This window comes from Streptomyces sp. NPDC042100, from assembly GCF_055582325.1.
In genome coordinates this window covers 96,199-110,429 of the sequence record NZ_JBVJDK010000003.1, presented here as the reverse complement: position 1 = coordinate 110,429, position 14,231 = coordinate 96,199, and the positions used below count along the sequence as shown (strand labels likewise).

11 protein-coding genes are annotated in these 14,231 nt (G+C 72.9%); 2 read left to right on the top strand and 9 right to left on the bottom strand.

Features of this window, described 5'->3' with window-relative positions:
- Positions 1-153 precede the first annotated feature (153 nt).
- The 4 genes from ACZ6J5_RS07865 to ACZ6J5_RS07850 all read right to left on the bottom strand — a co-directional run bounded on the left by ACZ6J5_RS07865 (position 154) and on the right by ACZ6J5_RS07850 (position 4,972).
- The gene (locus ACZ6J5_RS07865; protein WP_469388843.1) at positions 154-816 is read right to left on the bottom strand and encodes a M15 family metallopeptidase; all 663 of its coding nucleotides are present in this window, start codon (positions 814-816) and stop codon (positions 154-156) included.
- Positions 800-1,150 (bottom strand): hypothetical protein, encoded by a 351-nt coding sequence (locus tag ACZ6J5_RS07860; protein ID WP_469388841.1) that lies wholly within the window; start codon positions 1,148-1,150, stop codon positions 800-802. Before ACZ6J5_RS07860 ends, ACZ6J5_RS07865 begins: the two co-directional genes overlap by 17 nt.
- Positions 1,147-3,573: a glycoside hydrolase domain-containing protein gene (locus tag ACZ6J5_RS07855; RefSeq protein ID WP_469388839.1), complete on the bottom strand. Its 2,427-nt coding sequence runs from the start codon at positions 3,571-3,573 to the stop codon at positions 1,147-1,149. The genes ACZ6J5_RS07860 and ACZ6J5_RS07855 overlap by 4 nt, the downstream gene beginning before the upstream one ends.
- A gap of 373 nt (positions 3,574-3,946) precedes the next feature.
- Positions 3,947-4,972, bottom strand: coding sequence for an MBL fold metallo-hydrolase (locus tag ACZ6J5_RS07850; protein ID WP_469388836.1), 1,026 nt, complete (start codon positions 4,970-4,972; stop codon positions 3,947-3,949).
- A 514-nt stretch (positions 4,973-5,486) separates the two neighbouring features.
- Here ACZ6J5_RS07850 and ACZ6J5_RS07845 point away from each other — a divergent pair.
- On the top strand, positions 5,487-6,281 hold the full coding sequence (locus ACZ6J5_RS07845) for an AfsR/SARP family transcriptional regulator (RefSeq protein ID WP_469388834.1): 795 nt from the start codon (positions 5,487-5,489) through the stop codon (positions 6,279-6,281).
- Between the two features lie 52 nt (positions 6,282-6,333).
- On the top strand, positions 6,334-7,590 hold the full coding sequence (locus ACZ6J5_RS07840) for an MFS transporter (protein ID WP_469388831.1): 1,257 nt from the start codon (positions 6,334-6,336) through the stop codon (positions 7,588-7,590).
- 14 nt (positions 7,591-7,604) lie between these two features.
- Here the strand turns inward: ACZ6J5_RS07840 and cs1 are convergent, their stop codons facing one another.
- The 5 genes from cs1 to ACZ6J5_RS07815 are packed head-to-tail and all read right to left on the bottom strand — an operon-like array spanning position 7,605 to position 14,124.
- A complete protein-coding gene (gene cs1, locus ACZ6J5_RS07835) occupies positions 7,605-8,582 on the bottom strand; it encodes a clavaminate synthase Cs1 (protein WP_469388829.1) in 978 nt (325 codons plus the stop codon).
- 2 nt (positions 8,583-8,584) lie between these two features.
- Positions 8,585-9,523, bottom strand: a complete 939-nt coding sequence (gene speB, locus ACZ6J5_RS07830; protein WP_469389615.1) for an agmatinase — start codon at positions 9,521-9,523, stop codon at positions 8,585-8,587.
- Between the two features lie 53 nt (positions 9,524-9,576).
- A complete protein-coding gene (locus tag ACZ6J5_RS07825; RefSeq protein WP_469388827.1) occupies positions 9,577-10,857 on the bottom strand; it encodes an ATP-grasp domain-containing protein in 1,281 nt (426 codons plus the stop codon).
- Positions 10,854-12,401 carry an asparagine synthase-related protein gene (locus ACZ6J5_RS07820; protein WP_469388825.1) on the bottom strand — a complete coding sequence of 516 codons (1,548 nt, stop codon included), beginning with the start codon at positions 12,399-12,401 and terminating at the stop codon, positions 10,854-10,856. Before ACZ6J5_RS07820 ends, ACZ6J5_RS07825 begins: the two co-directional genes overlap by 4 nt.
- A 1-nt stretch (position 12,402) precedes the next feature.
- Positions 12,403-14,124 (bottom strand): thiamine pyrophosphate-binding protein, encoded by a 1,722-nt coding sequence (locus ACZ6J5_RS07815; RefSeq protein WP_469388823.1) that lies wholly within the window; start codon positions 14,122-14,124, stop codon positions 12,403-12,405.
- Positions 14,125-14,231 lie beyond the last annotated feature (107 nt).

Below are 14,231 nucleotides of genomic sequence, written 5' to 3'. Positions count from 1 at the left end.
GTTCCCCAGGATCTTCATGATCGGTGTCACGTGGTCCCCGCCCGGGCCTCGGAAAGCATAGAGGACGCCGGGTGGGGGCCCGCCCGGCGGTCCCGGAGGCCGTCGGGCGGGCGGAAGGGGCGGGCCGGGAGGCGGCCGGCCGGGCGGTGGCGGTCAGCCTCGGGGGAAGGCGCGGGCCTTCGCGCGCCGGTCGGGGGCGAAGGCGTCGGTGGCCCCGGCGCCCACGCCGCCGGGGCCCGCGTTCCAGCCCTCGATCCGCGCCGCGACGGCCTTGAGGCGCCGGTCGCCGGGGCCGTGGGCGAGCTGGAAGTGCGACTCCTTGGGGGTGCGGAAGTCGCCGCCCCAGGCGACGGTGCCCTCCAGTTCCGCCAGGATGTCGCGGACGACGACCAGCTCGCGCGGGTAGAGGCCGTCCTTGACACCCGCCGGGTAGGCGGCGGGGCGGATCGCGAGGGCGGTGCCGGAGAGGTGGTTGGACTCGTAGCGCTGGGTGACGGTCCGGCTCCGGGTGTGTCCGCGCAGGTCGTCGGCGCGGAGCTCGGCTATCTCGTAGTGGAAGCGGCGGGCCACGTGGAGCAGGAGCACGGCGGCGGGGCCGGCGGCCAGCCGGACGCGCCGGCCGGAGCCCTCCACGGCGAACTCCTCGGCCTGCTCCAGGACCGGCCAGCCGTTGGCGGTCCGCTTCCCGGTCCAGGCGGCGGTCCGGGGGGCGGGCGCGGCGTGGGCCGTGCCGGTCAGGGCGGGGGCCAGGGCCGTGGCGGCGCCGAGCGCGGCGCCGGCGGCCAGGACGCGGCGGCGGTCAATGGGGTGCGTCATGCCTCTTCCTTCGAACGGTCAGCGCCCGGACCGCGCCGCAGAGCGCGACGAGGACGCAGACGGTGAGTACGGCGACCGCGGGGTTCACCCAGGCGGGTACGAGGTCGTAGGTCGCGTTGCATCGGTTGTGCAGCGGGAAGAGCCGCCACGGTTCGTCGGGGTGCCGCTCGCGGTAGGCGGGGTCGTACACGGTGTGGTGGGCGAAGCGGCACAGCTTCTCGGTGTCGAGCCCGCCGGCGAACAGGCCCCGGAGCCAGACCAGCGCGTCGGCGAGGAGCAGCGCCGACGCGAGCTTCAGCCACCAGCCGGGGCGGTCGCGCCGGTGTTCCCTCACCGTCCGGTGCCGGCGGCGCTCCGGGAGCGGGCGGCGCGCAGGTAGCTCGCGTGGTTGGCGCGGTAGGTGGCGAGGGAGCGGGTCTCCATGCCCATGCGGGCGAGCATGGCGTCGACGAAGCCGAGTTCGAAGGAGTCCAGTTTGTCGCCGCCGCCGGGCAGGTTCTGCAGCAGCGAGGGCAGCATGGCGCCGGCGAGCGAGATGAGCTGTTTGCGGGCCAGGCCGAGGGTGAGGTCGGTGGCGGTGAGCGCGTTGTGGGCGGAGAACTTGCAGTTCTCCGCGGTGCCCCAGCGGTTGGTGAAGAAGTCGTTGAAGCGGCGCAGTCCGCCGCCGCCGTTGTAGTGGTCCCGGACGGCCTGGAGGATGGTCTTGCCGCCTCGGACGGCGCGGGCCAGGAGATAGCCGTCGGCGTCCTCGATCATGTCGTTGAAGCCGAAGGAGGAGGCCACGTTGGGCACGGCCAGCTTGGCGGCGCAGAAGGCGCGGCCGGAGGCGTACTGCTCCTCGGAGTTGCGCCAGTCGGCGTAGAAGGTCATCCAGTCGCCGGCCCAGCCGGCGACGTCGCCGCCGTTGGCGGCCTTCTGGTTGGAGTCCTGGGCGGTGAGGAGGTGCCCGTTGGCGGTGGCCATGAGGTGTTCGGCGCCGAGGTTGTAGCCGGTGAAGGGGTCCTTGAACTCCTTCATGATGGTCATGCCCCGGTCGTTGGCGTAGGTGATGAAGTTCTCGTCGTAGCCGCCGATGAGGAACCACCAGCCGAGCTCGTTCATCCAGTCCTTGTTGCCGTACTCGGCGTGCCGGATGTACTCCATGACGAGCTGCGAGGCGCTGCGGTCGGAGGAGTTGTAGGAGACGGCGATGTTGTAGAGGCGCTCGATGTACGCGATGAAGGCGTCGGCGGGTCCGGTGGGGTCGTTGACGGAGCCGGTGGCGGGGTCGCTGCCGTTGCGCCAGACGTCGCGGTCCAGGTCGAAGGTGTCGGAGCCGTTGACGACCTGGAACTCCTTGATCTGGTTGAAGGACCAGTTGTTCGGCAGGGTGAAGCCGAGGTTGCCGGAGAAGCCCCAGGACATGCCGGACACGAAGGAGTAGCGGGCGAAGGTCTTGTTGGTGACGTTGATGCAGACGTTGCGGGAGCCGTAGACGCCGTGGACGTACTTCTTGCCCTGGCCGGCGAGTCCGGCGGCGACGCCCTGGAAGTAGGGCACGATCGCCGAGTCGATCTCGTCCTGGGTGGCGTCGTAGTCGACGGCGAAGTAGAGGACGGTGCCTCGGTTGAAGCCGTAGCCGCCGGCCAGCGAGTGGGCGTTGAGGGCGTGCTGGTAGCCCTTGGTGTACGTGAAGTCGGAGAGCTGGCGGGCGTTGTCCTGGTAGATCGGGAAGACCCGCAGCCCGGCGTCGAAGAGGGTGCGCAGCTCGCCCGGCTTGATCTCCTTGTCGAGGGTGGAGCCCGGCGGGTCGTAGAGGTAGCGGCCGACCACGCGGTAGCCGTTCGCGTAGAGCCACTGGGCGCGTGAGGCGGTGATCTCGAAGCGGGTGTCGGAACCGCCCGCGGCGCGGTCGGGGTCGCCCATGGAGACGAGCAGCTGGGCCCAGGTCGGGTAGTCGGCGCGGCCGTTCTCGGGCAGCTGGGAGAAGCGCTGGAAGGCCTTGACGTAGTCGGCGAGGGCGTTGTCGTAGCTCGCGCGCTGGTTGGTGCGGTAGTCGCCGATCGGCTCGTTGAACACGCAGGCGGCGGAGAAGAGTTCGACGAAGACGCCGGAGTCGCCGGGGCCGAGGTTCTTGCCGCGCAGGCCGGACTGGGTGGCGGGGCCGAAGTTGCCGTTCGGGGAGGCGATGCCCAGTTCGTACTGGACGGCGATCATCAGCGCCTTCTGGACGTCGCGCGAGTAGATGCCGTCGGCGGGGCCGATGCTGTAGGCGTCGCGCTGCCAGTAGCGTCCGTTGAGCCAGCGCTGGATGCCGCGGATCTTGTCGGTGCCGCCGGCGACGACGACGTACGCGTCCATGTTGAGGATGCACTTGAAGAGCTTGGCGTCGACGCTGCCGTCGCCCTCGGGGATGCCCATGTTGGAGCGCAGGTCCTTGACGGCCTGCCGGGTGACACCGGTGTACCAGCCGTAGCTGTCGGGTTCGACGGCCCAGTAGCCCTTGCAGAACAGGCCGTGTTCGAGGATGGCGACGATGTTGCGGTTCTTGTCCCAGCCGAAGCCGATCTGGCCGAGGGCGGCGACCTTGCTCATGGTGGTGGGGCCGAAGCTGGCGACGACGGGGCTGATGCCCAGTTCCGCCTGGAGGCCCATGATCAGGGCGTTCATGGTGGACCAGCCGGTGCGGCCGTCCTCGGGGCAGCGGACATAGCCCGCCACGGTCCCGTAGGTGGCGTTCACCCATTTCTGCGCTTCGAGCACCTTCTGGTCGGCCACGGCTGATCCCTGCCTCTCGGTACACGCTGTCCGGTCCGGCCGGCGCCGGGGGGCCGGGCGCGGGCCGGACCGAAGGTAGCCGCCGCGCGGCCGGGACCGGCGGGGGCCGGCGGCGCGCGAGGGGCGCGCGCCCGGCGGGGTTCCGGGCGTCCGCGCAGGTCACGGGCGGGGCCGGGCGGGGCGGACGGGGGCCGGGCGCGGGGGCGGGAGGAGAGCGGGCGGAGAGCGCGGGAAGAGCGCCCCGGCCGGGGGCGCGCCGGGCGCCGCCGGGGCGCGCCGCGGCGGTCCGGCGGCGGACCGGCGACGGACCGGCGACGGACCGGCGACGGACCGGCGACGGAGAACGGACGGCGGACGGCGGACGGGCCGGGCGTCAGGTCCCGGCGGGTCCGGTGGCGGCGAAGGGCCTCAGTGGTGCGGGGTCGAGGACCAGGGTGGCGTGCGCGCCCCGGGCGCCGGCGGCCCGGTCCAGGGCGTGCGCGGCGGCGGAGCGGGCGGCTCCGGCGGCCCCCGCCGCTCCGGCGGCCCCGGTCGCGGGGGTCAGCGGGGAGACCATGTCGTCGTGGTGGCTCGGCAGGAGCAGCGGGGGGTCGCCGAGCGCGGCGAGCAGCCGCTCCGGGTAGCGGTGGACGGCGCTGTGCGAGGTCATGCCGACGACGGCGATGTCGGGCCGCAGGCCGGTGAGTTCGCGTGCGGCGAGGTTGCTGGTCCCGGAGAGGTAGACGGAGGGGCCGTCGTCGAAGGTGACCTGGTAGGCGAGGGTGCGGCCCTCGACGAGGTCGCCGAGGGTGCGGGGGGCGCGGGGGCGTCCGACGTGGGTGCCGGGGGCGAAGTAGCCGTGGTCGGCGAACTGGCTGTGCAGGCTGCGGAAGACCTCCACGGTGAGGCCGGGGAAGCGCAGCTGCTCGCCGCCGCGGACCCGGATCACGTCGGCGAGCCGGTGTTCGGGGGTGCCCATGGCGGTGAGCAGGTGGTCGGAGGTCTCGTCGCAGAGGGTGCGGACGCGGTGGCCGGCCCAGTCGGGGTGGGCCAGCAGCTGGGGCACGTCGGCGAGGTGGTCGAAGTGCCCGTGGCTGACCAGGATCAGGGCGGGCGGCCCGGCGAGCGCGCGTTCGGCGACGGCGGCGACCGCCTTCGGGTCGAGCCGCAGCGGGAGGGCGGGGTCGAGGGCGCCGTCGGCGCCCGCGTAGGGCATCCGGCTCAGGTACGGGTCGAAGAGCAGCCGGGTGTCGCCGAAGCGGAGCTCCCAGCCGGCCACCCCGAGCCACTGGAGGGTCAGTCCCCCGGGGACCGGGCGCCGTTGTTCCGCGCCGGCGCGCTCCGGGCGCGCCCGGCCCATGAGCGCCGCCGAGCCGAGCGCCATGGTGCTCCTGAGGACCGTCCGTCGTCGCTGTCTCATGTGCCCCTCCGCCATCACCTTCGCGGTCAGGAAGCTACACAGCGGGCGAGCGGATGCCGCTCTTTCCGGTCATTTCGGATCGCCGGCGTGGCGGCCCCGGAGCGCTCCGATCCGAACGCGGGTTCGTGCGGCGGGGGTGCCGTCCTGGAGGGTACTCGCCGGTACGCTCTGCGGCGCGGGCCCGTGGTGAACGGCTCGAACGCCATGGCGGGTCGGCGATTGTCCGAGAACGCACTGGTGCCTCCGCTTTCCCGTCCGGATAGACGCACGCGCGGATCCCGGACCCAGCCGGCGCGCGCCCCTTCCCCGGCCCGGACTGACCTGTTGCGGAGGCATATGCGGAACTCTCCATACGGCGGGGGCGTACGGGAGTCGAGATGTACCACCCCCGGCGGAACCAGCCATTCGTTTTGGGCCCTCCGGAGTCCATTGACATGGCCCTTACACACTCCGTCTACTTCTCACGCACCAATCATTCCCAGTCGACGCGCGCAACCCTCGGGGGAGGACCGGAATGAACGCTGTTGACGGTGAGAGCGGTCCCGTATCGGTGCACATCGCGGTGCTGGGTCCGCTGGAAGTACGCGTCGGAGAGACGCGCGTGCCCGTCCCGGGGCGCCGCCAGCGCGGCATCCTCGCCGCCCTGGCCCTCCAGCCCGGCCGGGTCGTGCCCATCGACCAGCTGATCAGGGCCGTCTGGTACGACATGCCGCCGCGCACCGCCATGGGCCAGGTGCAGACGGGCATCTGGATGCTGCGCACCGCCCTGGTGAACGCCGGCAGCCCCTCGGAGGCGGTCCAGTCCTGCGCCACCGGCTACCGCCTCAACGGCGACTGCTGCGCGGTGGACGTGGCGGCCTACCGGGCCACCGTCGCGGCGGCCCGCGACATGCAGCGGCGCGGCCGGATCGACGAGGCCGCCCGCCTGGTGCGCTCGGCGCACGAGCTGTGGCGCGGGCCGGCCCTCGCCGACATCACGTACCAGGGTTTACGGGGCAGCGCCACGCGGCTGGAGGAGGAGTACACCGCCTCGGTGCACTACCGGGCCTCGCTCGAACTCCAGCTGGGCCGGCACGAGGAGGTCATCTCCGACCTGTTCGAGCTGGTCGACCGCTACCCCCTCCGGGAGAGCCTGCACGCCGACCTGATGCTCGCCCTGTACCGCTCGGGCCGCCAAGCCGACGCCCTGGAGGTCTTCCACGGTGTGCGGCGGACCCTCGCCGAGGAGCTCGGCATCGACCCGGGCCCCACCCTGCGCACCCTGGCCCAGGCGATCCTGCGCCAGGACAGCGCCCTCATCCACGCCTGAGCGACGGCCGCCCGGCCCCGCACCCGTCATCGACGACCCGGAGGACATCACCGTGAGCAACGCCGGCAAGGGGAGCCGGGGGCCGACGCTCCCCCGGGGCGCGGGGGTCGGCTGGTTCGGCACGGCCGCCCTGGTCAACGCCGTCGGCACCGGCTTCTTCTACCCGTACCAGCTGCTCTTCTTCGTGGCGGTCACGGAACTCTCCCTCACCACCGTGGGCGCCGGCCTCACCGTGGCCACCCTCATCGCGCTGCCCGCCGTGCTGCTGGTGGGGCGCTGGGTGGACGAGTGGGGCACCAAGACGGTGCTGATCGGCGCCGCGCTGCTGCGGGCGGCGGTCTTCGTCGCCTACCTCTTCGTCCACAACGTCGTGGCCTTCGTCGCCCTCGCGGTCGTCGCGGCCGTGGCGCAGCGGGCGGAGCAGGTCTCGGTGCCGGTGCTCGCCTCGGGGATCGCGCCCGAGGGCGAGGTGGGCCGCTGGCTCGCCCTGACCCGGGTGACGCTCAACGCGGGCATGGGTTTCGGCGGACTGCTCGCGGGCCTCGCGTTCGTGGCCGGGGACGGGCGCTCCGGCTTCGTCACCATGGGCCTGCTGAACGCCCTCAGCTTCGCCGTCGCGGCCCTGCTGTACCTGCCGCTGCCGAGCGTCCGGCCGTCACGCGCCAAGACGCCGCTCAGCGGCGGCCGGCCGTGGCGGCGCGGCATGTTCCGGTGGATGGCGCTGGCGAACTTCCTGCTCATCACCGTCATCGTCGCCACCGAGGCGGGGCTGCCGGTCTACCTCATCGAGGAGCTGGACACCCCGAGCTGGACGGTGGGCGTGCTCTTCGCCGTGAACACGGTGCTGATGGTCCTCCTCCAGCTCCCCGTCACCAGCCGGGTCGAGGGCCGCTCCCCGCTGCGGGTCGTCGCCGTGGGCAGTGTGCTGCACGCCGGGCTGCTCGCGGTGCTGGGCCTGGCCGGCGCGCTGCCGTTCGGGGCGCTGCTGCCCCTGCTGATCGCGGGCATGGCGGTCTACACGCTCGGGGAGATCCTGGCCACCCAGACGCTGGCGGTCCTCCTGGTCAAGCTCGCCCCCGAACGCGAACTCGGCTACTACCAGGCCTTCAACCAGGTGCTGGTCGGACTCGCGCTGGCGGTGGTGCCGCTGCTGGTGACCTTCTTCCTCACCCACGCGCCGGCCGGGCTGTGGTGGCTGCTCACCGGAGCGACCGTGGCGCTGGGCCTCGCCATGCTGGCGCTCCGGCGGGATCCGGCCGCGGAGGCGACGGCGCCGGTCCCCGCGACCGCGAGCGGCCCCGGGGACTGACGTCGGCCGTGCGCCTACCGGCGCGGCGTGAAGGTGATCACGTCACCCGCGCGTTCGCCGCCGGTGGGCAGCTGGCCGTGCGAGTTGGTGCGGATGTAGACCCGGTGCAGCCAGCGGTCGTGTCCGTCCCAGCGCGGCGTGAACGGCGTCCGCGCGTGCGTGGTGCGGAAGTTGTCGATGATCAGCAGGTCGCCGGGGGTCAGGAACACGCCCTCGGTGACGTCGTCCAGGGCCTGCGACAGCTTCGCCACGGCCTCCGCGTCGGCGCCGTCGTGGGGCTTGAGGAGCTCGCGGTCGTAGCCGAGCAGCGGGTCCTCCTGGGTCCCGTACAGCGGCTTGACCTTCGCGATCGCCCCCGGGTCCTCGACGCCGCCCCGGAAGGCCACGTCGACCTCGCAGGGCTGCTTGTTGTCGTAGAGGCGCTCGACGGTGCCGGGGTCCAGCAGCCCGAACGCCTTGCGGATCGAGCCCACCAGGGTCTCCGCCCGGCGCTCGTGGTCGGCCCGGGAGCAGGCCAGCATCACGTAGTTGGGCTGGAGCGTGTGGTACGCCATCTCGGTGTGGAACTCCAGCAGGGTCTCGCTGGTCTCCGAGGACAGGTGGTGCGCGCCCGGCGAGGGGTACACGTCGTGGTAGACGGTCCCCGACCGGAGCTCGGCGTAGCCGGTGTGCAGGCCGAGCCGGCGGCCGAAGACCGCCAGGTACGCCTCCATGTTGAGCCGGGGGCGCTCGACCGGGGCGGGGGTGCTCGTCGGCGTCGGCGGCAGCTCGTGGTCCTCCTCGACGCCGAGGCCTCGGATCAGGAGGTACCCGTCCCCGTTGCCCGCGTGGTTGAAGGCGTCGAGCGTGTCGCTGATCTCGTACGGCAGTTCCTGGGCGAGCCGGTGCGCCACGTCCAGGAAGTGGTACAGGTCCTGGCGCGGCACCGCGGGAAGCCGCGACGCGAGCGCCAGCAGCCGCTCCCGGTGCTCGGTGACATCCAGAATGGCCATTCCTACTCCTCCTTGTCCTTCTCGTGCTTCTCGTGCTTCTCGTGCTTCTGGTGCTGCTTCTTGGGGTGGTGCGCTCGGGCGTACTGGTAGAGCAGTTCGGCGGCGACCTCGGTGGCGAGCACGCTGGTGATCCCGGCGTGGTCGTACAGCGGGGACACCTCCATCACGTCGAAGCCGACGGGGTTGAGCTCGCCGACCGTGCGCAGCAGTGCCAGCACCTCGCGGCTGGTGGGCCCACCGGGGGCGGGGGTGCCGGTGCCGGGGGCGAAGGCCGGGTCGAAGACGTCGATGTCGACGGAGACGTACACCGGGCGGTCGCCGAGCCGTTCGCGGATGAGCGCGGCGGCGGCGCGGACGCCGAGGTCGGCGAACTCGTCGGCGGTGACGATCCGGACGCCGTGGCCGCGCGCGTAGTCCAGGCTGTCGGGCTTCGGGTTGTGGCCCCGGATCCCGAGCTGCACCATGGCGTCCGCGACGACCAGGCCCTCCTCGATGGCGTGCCGGAACGGCGTGCCGTGGTGGAACTCGCCGCCGATCATCGCCGGGTTGGTGTCCGAGTGGGCGTCCAGGTGCAGGACGGCCACCGGGCCGTGCCGGTGGTGGACGGCGCGGAGCGCGGACAGGGTGAGCGAGTGGTCGCCGCCGAGCATGAGGAAGGCGGAGTTGTCGGCGAGCAGCGCCGTGAGGTGTTCCTGGGCGGTGGCGATGGCGATGTGCTGGTTGAACGGGGTGAGGTTGATGTCGCCGGCGTCGACGACCTCGATCAGGTCGAAGACGCCGGGCCCCCGGTCGATGCCGACGCCGTGGATGAGGCCGGACTCGCAGCGGATCTGCTGGGGTCCGAAGCGGGCGCCGGGCCGGTAGCTGGTGCCCCCGTCGTACGGTGCCCCGATGACCACGACGTCCTTGTCGCGGGGCGCGGGGTCGTGCGGCAGGCGCATGAAGGTGGGGATCTGGGCGTAGCGCGGCGAGACGCTGGAGTTGAGCTGTCCGCTCACGGGGCCGTCCTCCGGGTGTGGATGCGGATGAGCGCGGCCGCCGCGCGGGCCAGCCGGAGCGCGGCGTCGGCGTCGGTGGCCCGCGCGTAGACGAAGCCGACGGAGGCCGAGTTGTCGAGGCGGTCGGCGACCAGGTCGCCGGGCGCGTGGTGGAAGCGGACGGTGACGCCGAGCCGTTCGGCGTCCTCGACCCCGTCGGCGCCGGTGAACTCGCCGGTCTCGTCGGGGAAGAGGACGGTGACGGCGGCGCCGCCGGCGGCGCCCCGGCCGGGCGCGCCCTCGGGGGTGTGCGGGGCGCCGAGGGCGAGCAGTTTGGCGTCCAGGTGCGGGTTGGTGCCGCAGACGTCGGTGACCATCGTGGAGATCATGTGGGCGGGCAGCCGGGGGTTGACCTCGACGATGCGGGGTCCGCCGGAGGTGAGCATGACCTCGGTGTGGGCGGGGCCCTGCCGGTAGCCGATGGCGCGCAGGGTGCGGTCGACGGCGGCGCGGACCGCGTCCCAGACGCCGGGTTCCAGGGCGACCGGGAAGGAGTGGGCCTCCTCCAGCATGGTCTGCTTGTGGAGGTCCTTGGAGGTGGCGCCGAAGAAGTGGGTGGCCCCGTCCACGGTCATGGACTCGACGCTGATCTCGGTGCCGGACACGTACTCCTCGACGAGGACGTGGCCGGGGCGGGGCTGGCCGCGCAGGGAGTGCCGGATGGCGGAGAGCTCCGTCCAGGCGGTGTGGGCCTCCTCGCGGGTGGCGCACTTGCGGACGCCGTAGGAGATGGCCTCCGAGGGCGGTTTGGCGATGAGCGGCAGGCCGACGTGGTCGATCGCCTCGTCCATTCCGGCGGCGTCGGTGACCAGCCGCCAGCGCACGTTGGCGGGGTCGTCGCCGAGCGCGGCCCGCAGCAGGTGCTTGTGGTTGGCGGCTTGGACGGCCGCCCGTCCCTGGGAGGGCAGGCCGAGGGCCTCGGCCGCCCGGGCGGTGGCCTCCGTGTGGTAGTCGGAGAACGACAGCACCCCGTCGACCAGCGGTTTGCCGTCGGCGTCGGTGAGGGCGTCGACGACGGCGCGCCAGTCGTGGGTGTCGACGTGCAGGACGCGGTCCACCCGGCCGAGCGGGTGGTCCTCGATGGGCCCGCCGCCGGTGTACCACTCCTCGCCCTGGACCAGGAGCCAGATCTCGGCGCCGTGGTCGCGGGCGCGGTGGATGCCGTCGTAGAAGGCGTCGTGCAGCATCGACTCGACGACGGCGAGCCGCCGGCCGCGGAATCCCTCGTAGCCGCTCATCCCCTGCCCTCCGCCACGATCTTTCCGGTGAGCTCCTCGACGTCGACCGTGTCGGGGTGTTCGCCGCCGACGACGACGCGGTCGTAGAGCTCGCGGACGACCCGTCCCTTGACGGCGGCGACCTCGTCCTCGGCGGCGCCCGCCCGCAGGACCAGGGCGGAGAAGGAGGCGGTGGTGCCGGAGCCCTCGTGGACGCCGAGCTTGGGCCGGTTGACGGTCTCGGCGGGCAGCAGGTCGCCCATGGCGGCGCGCAGCACCCATTTGTCGCGTCCGTAGCGGCGCTTGAGGCCCGCCTCCAGGGAGGTGAGGGTCTCCAGCACCTCCCGGTCCCAGTAGGGGTGGGTGGACCAGTGGCCGGAGACGGTGGACAGGACGGGGCTCATCTCGTTCAGCCCGTCGAAGGTGTCCATGTCGTGGGCGACGGCGGTGTCGAGGTTGGGCAGCCGGTCCTCGCGGTGCATCCCGCCGAGCGGGATGTCGGCTCCGTAGCCGGTGAGGACCCGGCGGGCCGGGCCGTCCATCCGCCGGTAGAGCGCGGTGAGCGGCAGCAGGTACTCGATGACCTCGGGGTCCAGGGACTCCGCGGCGTGCACGGTGTGCGGGAGGAGGGTGAGCAGGTCCGCGGAGGGGACGGTGATCTCCCGGTGGGTGGAGCGCAGGTGCCGGGCGACGACGCGGGCCTGGGGGAACTCGTCGGAGGTGTCGGTGCCCATGGACAGGGTGTCGATCCCGGCGGTGGCGACGCCGTCGGAGAGCGCGGCGACGGCGGAGGAGTCGATGCCGCCGGAGAGCACGACGAGCGGGCGGTGGGTGCCGGGGAGGCGGCGGACGACGGCCGCCTCCAGGGCCGCCCGGACCCGGTCGACGGCCTCGTCCTCGTCCATGAGGCGCCGGTGCACGGGCGGCACCCAGGTGCGGTGCGCGGTGACCGTGCCGGCGGCGACGTCGATGTCGAGGACGGCGCCGGCGGGCACCTGGTGGACGCCGGGCAGGCCCCGGACGCGGCGGGCGCCGGGGATGGGGGCGCCCCTGACCGTGCCGAGGGCGCCGCCGGTGCCGCCGTCGCCCGCGCCGGTGAGCGCCTTGACCTCGGTGGCGGCGAGGGTGTGGCCCGGCTCGGCCCGGACGTAGAGCGGGACGGAGCCGGCGTGGTCGGTGGCGGCCAGCAGGCGCCCGCCGGTGGCGAGCAGCGCCGCGTACCGGCCGTTGACCACGCGGAAGGCGTGCGCCCCGTACTTCGCGAACAGGCCGGCGAGGAGTTCGGCGTCGGTGGCGTCCGTGGGGGTGCCGAGGGTGTCGTGGATCTCGTCGCGGTTGTAGATCTCCCCGGCGAGGAGCACCAGGGTGTCCTCCTCGGCGGTGTGCGCCCCCGCGCAGTCGGCGCCGGGGTGGACCAGGACGGCGTCCACGGTCTGGCCGGGCAGGCGCTCGGTCAGCCGCGTGTGCCGGCCGCGGGTGGCGAACTGGGCCTCGGGGACCCGGCCCCCGCCCAGATGGGCGGAGGCCAGGAGGCCGTAGGCGGCGGGAAGCTCGGGCTGCGTCATGTCAGATCTTCAGCGCCCCGAAGCCGCCCGAGGTGAACTCGTAGTTCACGGGGACCTCGATGAGGTAGGGGCGGCCGAGCTCGACGCCCTTGCGCAGCGCGGCGAGGAGCTCCTCGCGGGTGGTGGCCTTGGTGCCGTCGACGCCGTTGGCCTGGGCGAGCTGGACGAAGTCGACGCCGGTGAACTTGATCGCCGGGTCGTGGCTGCGCTTGTGGCCGATGTTCTGGTAGAGCTCGATGAGGCCGTTGGTGTCGTTGTTGACGACGACGGTGATGATGGGCAGGTTGAGGCGGGCGATGGTCTCCAGGTCGGCGCTGTTGGAGTGGAAGCCGCCGTCGCCCGCGATGAGGAAGGTGGGCTGGCCGGGGCGGGCGAGCTGGGCGCCGATGGCGGCGGGGACGCCGTAGCCGAAGCTGGAGCAGCCGGCCGAGGTGAGGAAGCCGTACGGCTGGTCGGCGCGGGCGAACAGCACGCCGTAGTGCCGGAAGAAGCCGATGTCGGAGACGATGGTGCCCTCGCCCGCCTGGGCGGTCTCCTCCATGACGGTGTTCATGGAGTCGATGACCTGGTGGACGCGCATCCCGTCCTCGTAGCCCTCGGGGTCGGCGAGCAGCTCGCCGATCCGCTCGCGCAGGGCGTCGACGCGGTGTCTGTCCTTGGCGGGGGTGTCGGCGGTCCCGGCGTCGAGGTACTCGACGAAGGCGCGGACGTCGGCGACGACGTCGACGGTGGGGCGGTAGATCCTCGGGACGGGGTTGGCGGTCGGGGACACCCGGACGGTCCGCTTGGCGTCGCCGCGCTCCCACATGGAGGGCCGCAGGTCCTCGGCGTAGTCGTAGCCGAGGGTGAGGATGACGTCCGCCGGGCCGAAGAGGTTCTCCAGGGCGGGGAAGCCGAGGATGCCGTCCATGTAGCCGGTGACGGCGCCGTAGTTGAGCTCGTGGTCCTGCGGGAGCACGCCCTTGGCGATGTACGTGGTGATGACGGGGATGTTGAGCCGCTCGGCGAGTGCGCGGATGGCGGGGACGGCTCCGGCGCGGATGGCGGCGGCGCCGACGACGAACACCGGGTTGCCGGCCTCGCGGACGAGGGCGACGGCGCGCTCGGCCTCGTCCTCCCAGCCGGGCTGGACGGCGTTGATCGGGCGGGCCGGGGTGCGGGCCGCGCCGTGGTCGGCGTCGAGGTCGATGCCCTCGGAGGAGCCGAGCAGGTCGACCGGGAGGCTGATGAAGGAGGGGCCGACGGGCTCGGTCATGGCGGCGGTGACGGCCGAGTCGACGAGGTCGGTGATCTCGTGCGGGCGCTCCAGCTCGACGGCGTACTTGGAGATCGGCTCGGCGATCTTGACCAGGTCGAGGCACTGGTGGGTGTCGTTCGGGAAGATGTCGTGCGACTCGGACTGGGCCGCCATCGCGATGACCGGGGAGCGGTCGAGGGCGCTGGTCGCCATGCCGGTGGCGAGGTTGGTCATGCCGGGGCCGAGGGTGGCCCAGCAGGCCTGCGGGCGGCCGGTGATGCGGGCGAGGACGTCGGCGGCGACGCCGGCGGTGAACTCGTGGCGGGTGAGGATGAACTCGATGCCGTCCTGCTCGTCGAAGAGGATCGACGCGGCCTCGCGTCCGACGACGCCGAAGACCTTCTCGATTCCGTGCTCTCGCAGACGCTTCAGCAGCGCGTGCGCGGTGGTCGGCTGCTCGCTGGGGCCGGTGGATACGCGCGACATGGATCGGTCTCCTGATTCGCGGGGCGACGGGGAAGCAGGACACACCCTGCGCCGGTCCGCTCTCCCCGCTCTCTCAGGCCGCTATCCGGTCGCGGCGGGCGCCGCCG